This window comes from Cryobacterium levicorallinum (genome assembly GCF_004402405.1).
GTDB classification, from domain to species: domain Bacteria; phylum Actinomycetota; class Actinomycetes; order Actinomycetales; family Microbacteriaceae; genus Cryobacterium; species Cryobacterium levicorallinum.
In genome coordinates, this window is sequence record NZ_SOFE01000021.1 from 41,418 (window position 1) to 56,162 (window position 14,745).

16 protein-coding genes and 2 tRNA genes are annotated in these 14,745 nt (G+C 61.8%); 10 read left to right on the forward strand and 8 right to left on the reverse strand.

Annotated elements, in window-relative coordinates; genetic code table 11:
- Nucleotides 1–70: 70 nt before the first annotated feature.
- From E3O11_RS10300 to E3O11_RS10310, 3 genes are all read left to right on the forward strand, one after another.
- Nucleotides 71–155 (forward strand) — tRNA-Ser (locus tag E3O11_RS10300).
- An 86-nt stretch (nt 156–241) separates the two neighbouring features.
- A complete protein-coding gene (locus E3O11_RS10305) occupies nt 242–1,546 on the forward strand; it encodes an LCP family protein (RefSeq protein WP_092452485.1) in 1,305 nt (434 codons plus the stop codon).
- A 102-nt stretch (nt 1,547–1,648) separates the two neighbouring features.
- A tRNA-Ser gene (locus E3O11_RS10310) sits at nt 1,649–1,737 on the forward strand.
- Nucleotides 1,738–1,967: 230 nt separating this feature from the next.
- Here E3O11_RS10310 and E3O11_RS10315 read toward each other — a convergent pair.
- Nucleotides 1,968–2,543, reverse strand: a complete 576-nt coding sequence (locus E3O11_RS10315; protein ID WP_092452488.1) for a hypothetical protein — start codon at nt 2,541–2,543, stop codon at nt 1,968–1,970.
- 176 nt (nt 2,544–2,719) lie between these two features.
- On the opposite strand from E3O11_RS10315, the gene E3O11_RS18765 reads away from it, so the two are divergent.
- Nucleotides 2,720–3,100 carry an integrase core domain-containing protein gene (locus E3O11_RS18765; RefSeq protein ID WP_092452491.1) on the forward strand — a complete coding sequence of 127 codons (381 nt, stop codon included), beginning with the start codon at nt 2,720–2,722 and terminating at the stop codon, nt 3,098–3,100.
- Between the two features lie 10 nt (nt 3,101–3,110).
- Here E3O11_RS18765 and E3O11_RS10325 read toward each other — a convergent pair whose 3' ends face one another.
- The 3 genes from E3O11_RS10325 to E3O11_RS10335 all read right to left on the reverse strand — a co-directional run bounded on the left by E3O11_RS10325 (nt 3,111) and on the right by E3O11_RS10335 (nt 4,696).
- Nucleotides 3,111–3,338 (reverse strand): transposase, encoded by a 228-nt coding sequence (locus E3O11_RS10325; RefSeq protein WP_166787567.1) that lies wholly within the window; start codon nt 3,336–3,338, stop codon nt 3,111–3,113.
- A gap of 193 nt (nt 3,339–3,531) precedes the next feature.
- The gene (gene cynS, locus E3O11_RS10330) at nt 3,532–4,002 is read right to left on the reverse strand and encodes a cyanase (protein WP_092452497.1); all 471 of its coding nucleotides are present in this window, start codon (nt 4,000–4,002) and stop codon (nt 3,532–3,534) included.
- A 34-nt stretch (nt 4,003–4,036) separates the two neighbouring features.
- Nucleotides 4,037–4,696, reverse strand: a complete 660-nt coding sequence (locus E3O11_RS10335; RefSeq protein ID WP_092452499.1) for a carbonic anhydrase — start codon at nt 4,694–4,696, stop codon at nt 4,037–4,039.
- 115 nt (nt 4,697–4,811) lie between these two features.
- On the opposite strand from E3O11_RS10335, the gene cynR reads away from it, so the two are divergent.
- Entirely contained in the window at nt 4,812–5,684 is an 873-nt protein-coding gene (gene cynR / locus E3O11_RS10340; protein WP_206750979.1) for a transcriptional regulator CynR, read from the forward strand.
- 957 nt (nt 5,685–6,641) lie between these two features.
- Here cynR and E3O11_RS10350 read toward each other — a convergent pair.
- The 3 genes from E3O11_RS10350 to E3O11_RS18445 form a co-directional block, all read right to left on the reverse strand.
- Entirely contained in the window at nt 6,642–7,337 is a 696-nt protein-coding gene (locus E3O11_RS10350; RefSeq protein ID WP_092452507.1) for a hypothetical protein, read from the reverse strand.
- A 72-nt stretch (nt 7,338–7,409) separates the two neighbouring features.
- Nucleotides 7,410–7,895, reverse strand: coding sequence for a DUF2243 domain-containing protein (locus tag E3O11_RS18770; RefSeq protein WP_198415589.1), 486 nt, complete (start codon nt 7,893–7,895; stop codon nt 7,410–7,412).
- Between the two features lie 431 nt (nt 7,896–8,326).
- Complete coding sequence (locus E3O11_RS18445; RefSeq protein ID WP_255411816.1) at nt 8,327–8,449, reverse strand: hypothetical protein; 123 nt, start codon at nt 8,447–8,449, stop codon at nt 8,327–8,329.
- Here E3O11_RS18445 and E3O11_RS10365 point away from each other — a divergent pair.
- Both E3O11_RS10365 and E3O11_RS10370 read left to right on the forward strand, forming a co-directional pair.
- Nucleotides 8,405–9,874 carry a multicopper oxidase family protein gene (locus E3O11_RS10365; RefSeq protein WP_241994697.1) on the forward strand — a complete coding sequence of 490 codons (1,470 nt, stop codon included), beginning with the start codon at nt 8,405–8,407 and terminating at the stop codon, nt 9,872–9,874. The genes E3O11_RS18445 and E3O11_RS10365 overlap by 45 nt on opposite strands.
- A 47-nt stretch (nt 9,875–9,921) precedes the next feature.
- On the forward strand, nt 9,922–10,344 hold the full coding sequence (locus E3O11_RS10370) for a DUF302 domain-containing protein (RefSeq protein WP_092452517.1): 423 nt from the start codon (nt 9,922–9,924) through the stop codon (nt 10,342–10,344).
- Nucleotides 10,345–10,751: 407 nt separating this feature from the next.
- Here E3O11_RS10370 and trxA read toward each other — a convergent pair whose 3' ends face one another.
- Nucleotides 10,752–11,108, reverse strand: coding sequence for a thioredoxin (gene trxA / locus E3O11_RS10375; RefSeq protein WP_134477884.1), 357 nt, complete (start codon nt 11,106–11,108; stop codon nt 10,752–10,754).
- A gap of 570 nt (nt 11,109–11,678) precedes the next feature.
- Between trxA and E3O11_RS10380 the strand changes: the two genes are divergently transcribed.
- The 3 genes from E3O11_RS10380 to E3O11_RS10390 all read left to right on the forward strand — a co-directional run.
- Nucleotides 11,679–12,059 (forward strand): hypothetical protein, encoded by a 381-nt coding sequence (locus tag E3O11_RS10380; protein WP_092452524.1) that lies wholly within the window; start codon nt 11,679–11,681, stop codon nt 12,057–12,059.
- A gap of 93 nt (nt 12,060–12,152) precedes the next feature.
- The gene (locus E3O11_RS10385) at nt 12,153–13,898 is read left to right on the forward strand and encodes a SulP family inorganic anion transporter (protein ID WP_092452528.1); all 1,746 of its coding nucleotides are present in this window, start codon (nt 12,153–12,155) and stop codon (nt 13,896–13,898) included.
- 417 nt (nt 13,899–14,315) lie between these two features.
- Nucleotides 14,316–14,745 (forward strand): hypothetical protein (locus E3O11_RS10390; protein WP_134495530.1); only part of this gene is annotated, 430 nt, incomplete at its 3' end.

Here is a 14,745-nt window from a genome sequence, read left to right on the forward strand (position 1 = left end):
CCGCTAGAATCGGGCCAGTTCGCCCAATTCTTCCCGGCAGGGCATTTTCGTGCTGGGAATGGGCAAACCGGGAGGGCTGTCCGAGCGGCCGATGGAGCCAGTCTTGAAAACTGGTGGGCAGAAATGTCTCGTGGGTTCGAATCCCACGCCCTCCGCAGCACCAGTGAAACGCACCACCACCGGCGCACAATGATTGTCGCCTCAGGCTGACCCAAGCCCACAACCCGATGAGAGGACATGAGTGAGCGACCAACTTCGCCCCCGCAGTGCCGGTTCCAAGAACCTCAAAACTGTTGCCCGTCACGGCCGGCTCAAAAAGTCGAACGCTGCGGTTGCCGTTGCGAAATTCATTGCGGGCAGCGTGGCGGTCGTTCTGGTCAGTGGATTCTCCGTGGCCGCCATTGCCACCTACGACGTCGTTCAGAGCGCGCCACCGAGCGTGCACCTGGCCAATGAGGGCAACGGTCCGGTTCCGTCGATCGGCGCCATCGACGGGGGCGTGAACATGCTCGTCGTCGGCAGCGACAGTCGCGTCGGCCAGGAGGCCAGGTTCGGCCCGGAGGATTCCACCGGCGACCTCAACGACGTGACCATGCTGCTGCACATCTCCGAAGACCACAGCAACGCCTCGGTCATCAGCTTTCCCCGCGACATGTTCGTCGCCATCCCCTCCTGCCCAAAGGAAGACGGCAGCGGGTCGCACAGCGCAATGAGCAGCCAGAAGATCAACACGACGCTCACCTACGGCGGACTCGCCTGCACCGTGCTGACCGTCGAGAAACTCACCGGCCTCTCCATCCCGTTTGCGGCCGAGGTGCAGTTCAGCGGCGTCATGGCCATGTCCTCCGCCGTTGGCGGCGTTCCGGTCTGCGTGGCCACCCGCATCGAAGACGAGTACACCGGGACCTTCCTCGACCCGGGAGAGCACACGCTCGAGGGCTACGAGGCTCTGCAGTTTCTGCGCACCCGCCACGGCCTCGGCGATGGTGGCGACCTCACCCGCATCAACAACCAGCAGTTGTTCATGTCGTCGCTCGTGCGCACGATCAAGAGCGCTGACACGCTCTCTGACCCGACCAAGGTGTACGCCCTGGCCAAGGCGGTCACGGCCAACATGCGCCTCTCCGACAGCCTGAGCAGTGTGACGACCCTCGCGTCCATTGCTATCGCGCTCAAGGACATCGACCTCGACCAGGTTGTCTTCGCGCAGGTGCCGACCGGCAGTACGACCGGCGGGGTGAAAGCCGTGCAGCCGGCCTTCGACAACCTGTTCGAGGCGGTTGCCGCCGACCAGCCGCTGACCCTGAGCGGAACCACCGGGCGCGGCACCGAGGCCGATCCGAACGCTCCCGTTGAAGCCGAGCCGGAACCGTCCGCGACCACCGATCCCGCGGCAACGGCCGATCCTTCGGCGACCGCCGATCCGACTGCGACCGAGGCTCCCGTCGCCACCGAAGACCCGGGCGTGGTGCTGTCGGAGTCTGTGACCGGCCAAACCGCTGGCGACTACACCTGCACCAGGGGCCGTACGCTCGAAAACCAGTAGCCGGGCCTGGCATCCGTTTTCGGGCCGTGATTTTTCATGGTCAGAACGGATGCCCGGGGTGCGGCTAAGATGGGGGAGTGTGTTTGCGCAAGCGGACACCAAGGAGACGTCGCATAGTTCGGCTTAGTGCACCACCCTGCTAAGGTGGAGTACCCGCAAGGGTACCGAGGGTTCAAATCCCTCCGTCTCCGCATCGAGGAATTCACGTAATTCCGGCGTTTAGTTCACGAAATTCTTGCGGCAACAAAAAACCGGCGATCGCATCGCCGGTTTTCTGCGTTAAGGCGCCGATTCTGGGAGTGCTAGCCCCAAGAAATGCTGTGATCGGCGCGTGGTCGGCGGTTAAACACCGCTTCGCCCTGTTTTTGGCAGGGCGAAGCGACTTTTGCTGCAGGTAACGGAATTGTTGACGACCGGGCGGCTAGCTGGGTGGTGGTGACGGCGCCGTGTCGGTGGGTGGCGTCGCCGCCGTGATTTCAGCGCTGGAATAGTACGTGCTCGCGAAGGACTTGTTCTTCGAGGTGAGCGGCACTCGGGCCAGCTCGCTCTGAATGAACGTCAAAATCTTTCGGATGTTGGCTGAGACGAGTGCGAGTGTCACGGCCAGCGACGCAAAGGTATTGCCACGCGCACGCCGTTTCATGGGGGAGGGGATGTCTTCGGTTGCGGAGTCCTTGATGAATGCGTTCTGCGATTCGACGGTGTTGCGCAGTGCGTAGAAACCTTTCCACACTGGACTTTTGTGGGGGTAGGTCTGCCCGTACTTCAGGGCTTTGTCCTTGGCGGGGTCTTTCCCGGCGGGTATCACGACGGTCTTCTTGCGGATGGGCTCGATGAGTTCGCCGGTCTTGTGGTCGACGGCTAAACCGTCGTAGTTCTTGGGGTCAGGATAGAGGTATTGGCGTGAGCCGTCGGGCCGGCGCTTGCCCTTGGGCTTGGCGCGGTACTTTTCACGTTCGGCGATTCGCTGGTCTCGCAGTTCTTTGGCTTGACGCACGGGGTTTGAGTCGCTGGAGAGGATGGCGTCGTCTTCGGGCGTTTCCTAGTCAACGGGCACGCCGGTGTCGGCTGCCTTGCGGTCCTTTCGGTACAGGTCGAGGGCGTGGATAAGGTCCTGGGGCATGTAGTGCACGTACCACTGGCCGCCGACTTGGATGAGGTCCTCGTAGAAGGTTGTCTGGCCGTGCTCGTCCTTGTCGTAGTCGAAGACCGGCTTGGCGCCAATTTCGGCCAGAGTGGCCTAAAGGGTGTCTGAACCGGCCCGAGTTCCCCGACCGGTTCTACAGCCTCGCCGAAGCACGCTCGTTCTGCACCGAATTCTACGACTGGTACAACGGCGAACAACGTCATTCGGGCACTGGTATGCACACCCCGTTCAACGTTCACCACGGCCGCGCACCCGCTATCCATCACGCCCGCGCCCGCGTCCTCACGACCGCATATGCCGAGCATCCTGAACGCTTTGTGCGGCAGCACCCGCAGCCACCAACGTTCCCGACGACGACCTGGCTCAACGAACCCGAAAAGGAAGGAACGAACTCAATGACCGGCTAAAGAAACTGACTCACAAAGGTTGACATCTTCCCGGCATCGGCTCAGCCGCGGCGGCGACAGAGCGGGCCTCGTTCTCGGCGTTGAACTGCTTCACCCACAGGCCCAAAGACTGATCCGTGATGCCGAGCTCGTCGGCGACGTGCTTGTTCGGCCGGCCCGTCGTGATGACGAGCTGCACGGCCTCCGCGCGAAATTGAGGGGAGAACGAGCGCTTGGGCTTTTTCTCGTTACTGGTCAATTCGTTCAACTTCCTAGATCACGATGCCGTGTCCAAGAACAGTGCAACGCGCCAAACGGCCGCCCACCCGCCTCGACGTTGCGCGTGCGATGTCGATGGTGCGTCGGACGAAATCCATGATTTGTCGTTGCCTGCGAGGTTGTTTCATGGGATAGACGGCGGCCCCGATCGCGAGGCCGCCGCCAGGCCTGGTTTAGAAGGGTTTGGTGGGCAAGTATTTTCCGTCGAGGGTGATCACGGCACGTGAACCGCCTTCGGGGTCTTCAACTTTCTTGATGTCTAGTTTGAAGTTGATGGCGCTGATGATGCCGTCACCGAACTGTTCGTGGACCAGGGCCTTCAAAGTGGAGCCGTAAACGTGCATCATTTCGTAAAACCGGTAAACGGTGGGGTCGGTCGGGATGCCGCCGGGGTTGCTGCCGCGCAGCGGAATAGTCTGCAGCAAAATTGCGGCGTCCTTGCCCAGACCCAGCCGATCAGCGACGATTTCCGCAGCGGCTTCGGGCAACGGATGCTGACCGAGCAGGGCGGCGGTGACGAAGACAAGGCTCAGGCCAGTGCCATCGGTCAGTTCCTGCCAGGAGAGGTCCTTGCGCATCTTGGCGTCGATGATGGCGGCGGTCAGTTCCTCGCGCGGAGCCTGGGTGTTCTGGGAATGAATCATGGTGTTTTCCTTTTCTTTTGGTGATGTGAGGTGGTTAGGCGGCCAGGCCGGAGACGGCAGGCGTGGCATGGTCCTGCGTATTGCCCGCAAGTGGGACAAAATGGCCGGTGCCACCGTGCAGGGTGTCCATGGAGCCGGTTTCGATGTCGTAGACCCAGCCGTGGAGGTTTAGCCGGTTTTGATCCAGGGCTAGGGCGACGGAGGGATGGGTCCTGATGTTGGTCAGCTGGGCGATGACGTTGCCGCGGACCATGGCCTTCAACGACTCCTGGGCCGATCCGTGGGTGCGGGCGGCGTTGACGGCCTTCGCCGCGTCGGCGTGGGCAAGCCAGTTGGCCACAGCCGGCAAGTGGTCCAGGTTCGTGTCGGTCGCGATGGCAGTCATCGCTCCGCAGTCGGAATGGCCACAGATGATGATGTCCGTGACGCCCAGGACGGCGACCGCGTACTCGACTGTCGCGGAGACACCGCCGGGCTCCGGGCCGTAGGCGGGCACGATGTTGCCGGCGTTGCGGATCACGAACAGGTCACCCGGTTCCTGTTGGGTCAGCAGCTCTGGCACGACCCGGCTATCCGAGCAAGCAATGAACAAGGCCTTCGGGTTCTGGCCGGTGGCCAGCTCCTTGAAGAGTCCAGAGCGCGCCGGAAAGGCTTCCCGTTGGAATTTCAGAAAGCCTTTAATGATGTCTTGCATGGGCTGTCTCCTCGATGTTTTGGGGGATAACTCAAGGATGACGGAAACTATATATAGTGTCCAAGACCTCTTTATGATGGAGTCAATAAGTAATTTCTATAGTTGGAGAATTGTGATGTTGCGCCACATTCGTTACCTGGCCGCGGTCGCGGAACACCAGAACTTCACTCGTGCGGCCGAGGCGCTCCACGTCTCCCAACCGACGCTGTCGCAACAGATCAAGCAACTGGAGAACTCGTTAAACGTTCAACTCTTGGATCGGTCCGGACGGACCGTGCGGCTGACAGACGCTGGCGCGACCTTCCTGCGCTATACCCAACGCGCGCTGCGGGAACTTGACGCCGGAACCCGGGCCATCCACGACGTGCAGGACCTGAGCCGTGGATCGCTCCGGTTGGCGATGACTCCCACGTTCACCGCGTACCTGATCGGTCCACTGGTCGAACGTTTCCGCACCCGCTATCCCGGCATTAACTTGAGCGTGCAGGAGATGACCCAGGACCGCATCGAGGTGGCGCTGGCCGAGGACACCCTCGATCTAGGCATCGCATTTGCCGAGGTGCGTTCGTCCGAGATCGAGGCCCAGGCGTTGTTCGTCGAAACCCTCGGCTTAGTTGTCGGCAACAACCACCCCCATGCCGGACAGCAGGCACCCATGACCCTGCGGGAGTTGGAACAGGAGCAGCTTGTGCTGCTTAGAAGCGATTTTGCGACTCGGCGCCACATCGACGGGTACTTCCGGGACCACGGGGTTGCCCCGCGCATCGCGATCGAAGTTGACTCCGTCAGCGCGATCATGGAAATCGTTCGCCGCGGCCAGCTCGCCACCATGCTGCCCGAAGCCATTGCCCGCGAACAGCACGGGCTCAACCCGGTTGCCGTACTGCCAGCCATTCCACACCGTACCGCAGCCCTGCTCAGACGAAAAGGCGCGTACATGAGCGCAGCCAGCCGGGCCTTCACCGAGCTGATATCGACGTGGAGCTAGCCGCCTGACCCTGCCGCGGCCAACGCAGCCACCCTCAAAAGACCTGTCCAACACCACCGATACGTCACAGAGAAAACCAACGAGGGCGCTGGGTGGCACGAAACATCATCGCGGGGATGTCCTGTCTCGGGACGTCCCTGAACTTTATGTCTCGGGACCTCCTTGACACTCATTTCTTAGGTCGTTTCTGGCGTTTCCGGGACACGTTGTGTTCGCGGCAGAATCGGGTCACAGCCCCTCGAGGGGCGTCGTCGGGCCCGAAAGCGATGATGAGGCGGAGGTCGGTGCGGGATGGGTTATGTGTCATTCCCTATCGTGCGGGTTCCGCGTCCCGCTGCCGAACCAAGCCCTCGAGACGGGGTGCAATAACGAAAGTCAGCGAGGTGCTGAGACAGAACTGTCAGATTGGGAACGAGACTTTACACGTGGGGTGTGACACCCCCGTGTTGGCCTTCAAAAACCACAGGCCGAACCCTTGTAAGCCGGAGCGAAGAAAATCGCGGTCCTCCGCGTCCCAACTCCAGCATGACTAAGGTCCCGGTCGCGTCCTGGGCGAGGGTCTGGTCGATCTGCAGGCCGATTTCGGTCCCCGGCACCATCTCCCCGGAGGCCAGGTGCGATGCGATGAGTTTCTGTGACACGTTGTATGCCACGGTAAGCGCCCTCCCTCGATAGCGGTGCCCACCGACATCCGTCGGTATGAATTGGCCTCCGGGGCATGCCACTGATCCGAGGTAGGCCACTCGTGGCACCGGGGCTAGCCTTCTCAGAGAGAATGGACATCCGCGATACCGGATAGATGGGCGACTCAAGCGGACTACACCGCTACCCGCTTGAGCGCATTTGAGTAGGCCGGGCGATCTTGATCATTCTGTCGACGGATGAGGTCCAGGACCGTGCGGCACTGTGCGCGCTCGCACGGCGCCTGGACCTCAGTTTTGAGCCGTTCGCTCGCAGCTAGTGCAGGACTCCGCAGGCAACCGGGTCAGTTGCCTCGGCGGGGAGGGTGGGGTCGAGCTCACTTGCACCCTCGGGAACGCTGAGGTTGTATGTTCCGTTGCCGTCGTAGTCGTTTCCGTGGATTACGACAACACCTTCACCGTCGCGGATGGCCTCGGCAATCTGCGCGGCGGTGCCGATCCCTTCGGCTCCCGGATAGCCTGTTCCCGCCACGTCCGTGAATCTGATGTTGGTCCGGAGGTAGTTATAGGAGCCATTTTTCGAGACAGGGAATCGGGAAACGTCCAGAAAACTGGCCGGCGTAGTGTCTCCACTGGTGTTCAAGGACACCACAACGGGGCCGTACGCCGGAACACCCTCAACGGTGTTCAGTCGTCCGTCACCGTTGCTGTCCAACGCGAGCGTGGGACACTCATTCAAGGCCTGTTCGCCGTAGTGGATGTGCTGTGCGTGCGGAGCATCGGGCGTCAAACCCCTCGCGCGGATCCCGATCGCCCGGATCGTCTCGCCGCGAACGACCGCGACCGCCGTTCCAGACGCTCCTGAGCCGTTAAGCTCTGTGAGGTGGGCGGTCAGCACCACGTTGCCGCGCACCGATTTTGGGACATGCGCTGATGCCGGCGCAGCGCCCAGTGACATGGCGATGAGCGCAGCTGCACTCGCGCCCAGCACCAGTCTGATGTTCTTCTTCACGATTCACTCCTATGTGTCCTCGCCCATCGGGACGATCCCGACGGTAAATGCGACAGCGTTGATACGTAACCCTCAGCCGAATGCCTTGGCATTATTGGAACGAACGCACGCACGCATGCCTGCGGCGAAGAGTATCCGCAAATCGGGTTTCCGGACAGTGGTGATTGCTGACTCTGTACGCATGCTTGCGCATGCCCCTTGCCGCTCCTCGCCGCACGGGTCTTGCCCCACCCTGCTCCGTGTCGGCCCGCGGTATCTCTGTGTGACGTCGCTGTTTATCCAGATCTCGTCATCAGAGCACTCAGCGCTAACACAAAGCGCGCGATCGGCGGTGGGCGACCTCTCAGACGTTGCCGGCGTCGCGGCGCTGGGGAGCATGTGGTGCCACTGCAGGATCTGATGCAGCAGGCTCCCATCCACGAATTCACCCAATCCGATACCGAAGATGGTGCCGGGTAGACCGATCCCGCGGGGCTGTGCGCGCGTCCCCCCGATCGGGGTCGAGATGGTGACGAGCTTGGCGCTAACAATGGCCTTCCGATTCCACCCGTTCGTCATGGCTTCACGCTATATCCCGCGACGCCGGGGCCGAGTTCGAAGCTGTCAAGTCCTCGCGTTGGGCCCTTTTTGTTGCGTGAGTTTTAGCCGGTTGCACCGGTGTGTGAGGTACGTGCCGTTTCACGTGCGCGGACGATCTACTCAGCCAAGACTTATACCTCTAGGGGTATGGTGGAGATGCGGATCAGTAAACGAAAGGAAGTAACTCAGATGATGTGGGGTAACGGAAGTATGGGATGGTCCTGGGGGTTCGGCCTACTAGCTATTGCCGGTGTCGCCGTGCTTATTTATGTCATTGTTCGTTTTTTGTCGAACAAATCCGGAAGCGATGACACGCGATCTGCTCCGAGGCAAGCTAATTCGGCCGGTGCCAGGCAGATTCTTGAGGAGCGGTTCGCTCGGGGGGAGCTCACTGCGGAGCAGCTGCGTGATCAGCTGCGGGTGCTCGAGGAGGGCCGGTAGTGCCCGGTCTTAGTCGCCGTAGCGCCCTGATCCTCGGCGGGGTCGGGATTGCGGCCACGGCTGTGGGCGGAGCGGGTTTCTTTGTCAATCAACGGATCTCCTCGACGACGTCACCGGCTATACCGTCCGGGAGCGACCTCGTCGAGCCCCCGGAGCTACGAAGCGTCCGCGGTACTCTCACCGTTGATCTCGAGTCTTCCCCCCAACAGGTGACCATTGCTGGTCGTGATGTGCGTGCGCTGAGTTACAACGGTGGCGTGCCCGGCGGCCCCACACTGCGCGTTCGAGCGGGAGACACCCTCAACGTCAGCCTTCGCAATGGGCTGGCAGATCCGAGCAACCTGCACGTGCACGGTCTCCATGTCTCGCCCGAGAACAACAGCGACAACATGTTCGTCACCGTCGCAGCCGGCGCCTCCTTTGATTATCAGTACGAATTGCCCGCCAATCACCCGCCGGGCGTGTACTGGTATCACCCGCACCACCATGGTTTCGTGGCCGATCAGGTATTCGGCGGGCTTTACGGCGCCATTATTGTTGAAGACCCCGACCCCATCCCGGCCAGCCGGGAACGTGTCCTCGTCATTTCCGACATCACCCTTGATTCCGCGGGAACAATTCCAGCGGCCACAGCGATGGAGAAAATGTCCGGACGCGAGGGAGACCTCGTCCTGGTCAACGGTCAGCTCACCCCCAGTATGACTTCCCGCCCTGGTGAGCGGGAACGATGGCGCATCGTAAATGCCTGCGTGTCCCGCTATCTGCGGCTGCGCCTCGACGGGCAGCAGCTGTCCCTCCTCGGAATTGACTCCGGACGGTTCGAAGCCGCGCACGACGTCGACGAGGTCGTGCTGGCCCCGGGGAACCGGGCCGACCTTCTCGTCACCGGCACGGCCGGCAGCTCCGTGCTGCGTACGCACACCTATGACCGAGGTATGTCCGGCGGAATGATGATGGGAGGCGGAAGCTCCGCTGGAGCCGACGACGTCGCGCTGGCCTCCTTTGTCGTGACCGGTGACGACGTCACGACAGTCGCCGCCATACCCGGCCAGCCCGCTCCACGAGACCTTCGCACGGCTACCGTAACCGCTCGACGCGAGTTGATCTTCGCGATGGGAATGGGCGGGGACACGGGCAGTGGCATGGGTGGAAACATGGATGGCGGAATGGGTGGAGGAGTGGGTGGGGGCATGATGTCAGCCACGATCAACGGCCAGGTATTCGATGCCACCCGGGTCGACACGACCGTGCAATTCGACAGTGTGGAGGATTGGTTGCTGACAAATACCAGCCCGCTCGATCACCCCATGCACCTGCACGTGTGGCCGATGCAGATTATCGAACAGTCAGGCCAGCCCGTCAAAACCATCATGTGGCAAGACGTCGTGAACATCCCGGCACGCAGCACCGTGCGAGTACGTATCGCGTTTGACGACTTCAGCGGACGTACCGTGTACCACTGCCACATTCTTGACCACGAAGACAGAGGAATGATGGGAGTTATCACCGCAAACTGACAGTAGCCGCAACCATCAATTCGAAAAAAATGGATTAGGAGAAATCAATGAACTACGCACACACCATCACCGTCTCGCTGCCCTACGAAGTAGCCGTCTCCAGGGTGCGGGAAGAACTAGCCAACCAAGGATTCGGCGTTCTTACCGAAATCGACGTCCACGCGACCTTCGAAACGAAACTCGGCGTGGAAAGTGCGCAGGCACTGGGCGACTACCTGATCTTGGGTGCCTGTAACCCCGCCCTCGCCGAACAGGCGCTCACTGCAGAGCCCGACATGGGCTTGCTGCTTCCGTGTAACGTCGTCATTCGACGAAGCCCGTCAGCGACTATCACCACGGTTCAAGCTATCAACCCACAAACCATGGTCCAGCTGAGCAATTCCCCGGGGATACAGAACGTTGCTGATCAAGCCGATCAGCGTCTTCTCGCCGCGCTAGCCGCTCTCCAAGGAGAAAGCAGCAGCAAGTAATACGCGGTCTAGCCCGCTGAAGCACGGCCAGAATTTTATGGCCGTGTCAGGCGCTAGCCGCGCTGGTGGTCCGATTGGCGATCTGGCAGGCTTCACTAAAAGATGGGCCGGGTGCCGTTAGCGTCCGAGTAACCGGGACCAGAATGATCCGGTCGATTTTTCTTTGACATGCCCGGCGCATTGTTGGTTGCGTGGCACACCGCGCATGACCTGATCAATGTGCTGACCGCAGCCCGCCCACGTTGTCTTTTGGCACACTTTGCACGTTACGGCACGACACATAAGGATCTCCATTCAATTCGGTGAACTAATCATAAAATAATACACCAGGGGGTATTCTGGCCGGGTGGTGACAGGACGGGCCGCCTGTGAGCCTGCTGCGAAGTGGTTTCGCGGGGGCGCGAGGTTTAGCGGGTGGCGATACTGGCGCGCACGTCGTCCATGTTGAGGTTCTCGACGCCGGCAATGAGCTCTTCCAGGCTGGCCGCGTTCAGGGCGCCTGCTTGGGAAAAGACGAGTACGGAGTCCCGAAACGCCATCAGCGTGGGGATGGAACGGATGCCCGCGGCTGCGGCCAATCCCTGTTCCGCTTCGGTGTCGACTTTTCCAAAGGTGATTGCGGGGTGTTTTTCAGACGCCGCGCTGAATGTCGGGGCGAAACTGCGACACGGGCCACACCACTCGGCCCAAAAATCAACCAACACGATGGGACTCTGGGCAATGGTCGCGTCAAAGGTGGTCTCGGTGAGATCCGTAATAGACATAAAAACAGTATATACCTACTAGGGTATTTTGCATACCGCATGGGGTATACGCCAACTTGGCAGATATCCAGCGCGGAAACGGCCTACAAAGAGTTGATCACACACACCTGGCCGACGTATTCGGAGACCGCGTCCCATCAGATCACCTCTCGCCGGGAGCGGAACATGGCCAGAATGCAGGTGCGCCCCTGGGTGAGGTTGCCGACGGATGCCTCGGTGCGCGAGGTCACGGATCGAGCGTTGGCGAGGTCGCCGAAGGTTCAATCGGCGACGACAGCATGGTGACAAGTCTTGCAGCTTCAGGCGAGTGTAGGCGCCCTCGCGCTGTGGATCCCACATGCAGGGTTTTCTGGCACAGGACCTGGATGTTTATAGTTTTGGCTCCCATTTTTACACGTTTCCCACCAGATTCGCAGCAATTTGAACCCCTGAATCCCCGGTAAGCACCGGGACTCAGGGGTTTTTCCGTGCCTCGAAATCGCGCAACCTGTGAAAAGGTGCAGCCTGGTTGAGACGCTTGGCGATCGAGGGCTGACCGGGTGATCGTGCAGCCAACCTATGCTGAATCACATGGCAACCGCAGACGCCACCCTGCTCTGCATCATCCTGGTATTTCTCGCCATCTTCCAGCTGCTGCTGATCGCAGGCCTGCCGCTCGGGCGGTTCGCCTGGGCCGGCCGGCACGAGGTGCTCCGGACATGCCAGCGCATCGGCAGCGCCCTCTCGATCGCGCTCTACCTCGTGTTTGCACTCCTCGTACTCGAACGGGCGGAGCTGACGTCTTTCATCTACAGCGCGAGCTTCATCGGCGTGGCCGTGTGGGTGCTCACTGGGTACTCCACGCTCAGTGTGATCATGAACGGGATCTCCCGCAGCAAATCGGAACGCCTTGTGATGACGCCGGTGAGCCTTATGCTGGCGGGACGGTGCCTGGTCGTCGCGATCAGATAAACATCCGCTCAAATCAGCATCCGCTCGACGTGACGGCAGCGGCACACTCGATGAAGTCCAGACAGCAGACGAGGACCGGACTACCGTGAAGTCATGCCAATCGGAGGATTCCGCGGCGTTGCCTTCAGCCTGATCCCGGGGTTGAACACCGCCCTGCACTACCAGCGCGCGTGGCTGATACCTGATCTGCGCGCCGGCATCGTGCTCAGCTTCCTGCTGATCCCGGCCGGTATGGGCTACGCGGAGGCCTCCGGGCTGCCCGCGTACACCGGCCTGTACGCGACGATCGTGCCGCTGCTGCTCTACGCCGTCTTCGGCCCATCGCGCATCCTCGTGCTCGGTCCCGACTCGGCGCTCGCCCCGATCATCGCAGCGTCGATCCTGCCGTTGGCGCTCGGCAATACCGAGCGAGCGATTGCCCTCGCCGGACTCCTCGGCCTGATGGTCGGCCTCATCCTGCTCGTTGCCGGAGTGCTGCGACTCGGCTTCGTCACCGACCTGCTCTCCAAGCCGATCCGGGTCGGCTACCTCAACGCCGTTGCTTTGCTCGTGATCATTTCGCAGATTCCCAAGCTGCTCGGGTTCTCCATCGACGTTCCCGGCCCGATTCAGGGGATGGGCGCAATCATGCAGGCCGCTGCGGCGGGGAGCATTGTCGTCGCCGCGATGCTGCTCGGCCTCGCCTCCCTCGCCGTCATCGTCGGGTTGCGTTTCCTGCTCGGAGGGCGCATCCCCGGCGTGCTGATCGCGGTCGTCGCGTCCATTGTGGTTACGGCGATCTTCTCGCTGCAGAACGTGCTTCCGATCGTCGGCGCCATGCCGCAGGGGCTCCCCGCACCGGCGCTCGGCGGCCTCGTCTGGGGCGACGTGGTTTCGCTGATCGGACCGGCGCTGGGCATAGCGCTCATCGCCTTCGCTGACACCGGGGTGCTCTCCCGCACGCTCGCGGCGCGCCGCGGTGACAGTGTGAACGGCAGCCAGGAGATGGCCGGACTCGGACTCGCCAATATCGGGGGCGGGTTCTTCGGCGGCTTTCCGATCTCCGCCTCCACCTCACGCACGCCCGTCGCCGAGCAGGCAGGGGCGCGATCCCAGCTGACGAACGTCGTTGGTGCCCTGATCATTGTCGTCTTCATGCTTGTTGCCCCCGGCGTAACCGGGTACCTCCCGTCGGCCACACTCGGCGCCGTGGTCATTGTGGCCGCCGCCAGCCTGGTCAATGTTTCGGGCGTCTCGCGATTGTGGCGGATCGACAAAACGGATGCCCTGCTTTCGATCGCCGCGTTCCTCGGCGTTTTTCTGGTGGGCGTTTTGCAGGGCATTCTCGTCGCGATCGGACTGTCTCTGGTGGCGTTCGTGATCCGTGCGTGGCGTCCGTATCGGGCGGAGCTCGGGCGCATTCCGGGTGTGCGCGGGTACCATGACCGCTCCCGGCATCCGGATGCCGATCGCGTTCCCGGCATCGTTATTGTGCGTTTCGACGCCCCGCTGTTCTTTGCCAACGGGGGTATCTTTGATTACTACGTGCGCTCGGTGGTGCGGCGGGCGGAGCGGGAATCGGAGGCCGATGGCACGCCGATTCACACCGTCATCCTTGCCGCCGAGCCGATCACCGATATCGATACGACCGCCATTGACGAACTGCTCGAGCTTGACGAGTACCTCGCGTCTCGGGGGGTGACGCTCGTGCTCGCCGAGATGAAGGGGCCGGTGAAGGACCGGCTGCAGGCCTTCGGACTGGGCAACAGGTTTCCACCCGAGCGGCTCGCGCCGACGGTGGGCGCCGCGGTTGATGCTGCGAGTGGGGAGCTTCGCGACGATATCGGCGGAGCGATTTGAGGTGGTCGCGGAGGCCTCTGACTCGGGGCGCTGCGACCTCACCAACGAAGTAGACCACTACATTTAGTCCCTTCGCTCGGCTCAAACTCGCGCTCGATCGCTGGCCCGTCCGACGCGCGCATGGCTCTCGCTGCAAAGCAACTACGATTTCCCTGCGAGACCCGGCCATTTCGGTTGGTCGAGCTTGCCGAGACCGCCATGAACCAGCGCGAGCAGGCCTGCGAGACCCGCCCGTTTCCGTTGGTCGAGCTTGCCGAGACCGCCGTGGACTGGCCTGAGCCGTCTCGGCAACGCGCGGTCTGCCCGAATGCATATTCGCACAGAAATTCAAACATATCTGAGAATCTCTCGACTCTGGCGCATGGTTTTGGTATCCTTCTTCTATGAGCCAGAGCGGCGATACTCCCCAGCCGGGCCGTGTCGATCCGTTCTTCGCGGCTCACGGCTCACGGCTACCCGCCGTCCACACCCGAGGAGCGCGCCGAGTTCGAGGTGTTCTGGGCGCAGTGTCAGGCTGATTGGCGGCTCCAACTGGCCGAGGGGCTCGGAGACTGCGCCCCATACGATGACCTCGACCTGGAACCGGTGAGCCCGGCAGCAGTGAGCCCGGTGGCTGGCCGCCCGGAGTTGATTGACGGCCCGCCCATTCCGGCCGACCTCGATCTGACCGAGGTGTTCGGTGCGGTGCCGCCCGAGCACCTCTTCGATGAGGACCTCCGCGAGGAGTTCCTGTATACCAATTACCTCGCGGACAATTTTCTCCCGGACGATTTCCTCGCCGACGATTCCCTCCCGGCCGAAGGCGCCGCTGGTGAGTTCTCTGCTGGCGCCGATAACTCTGGACAAC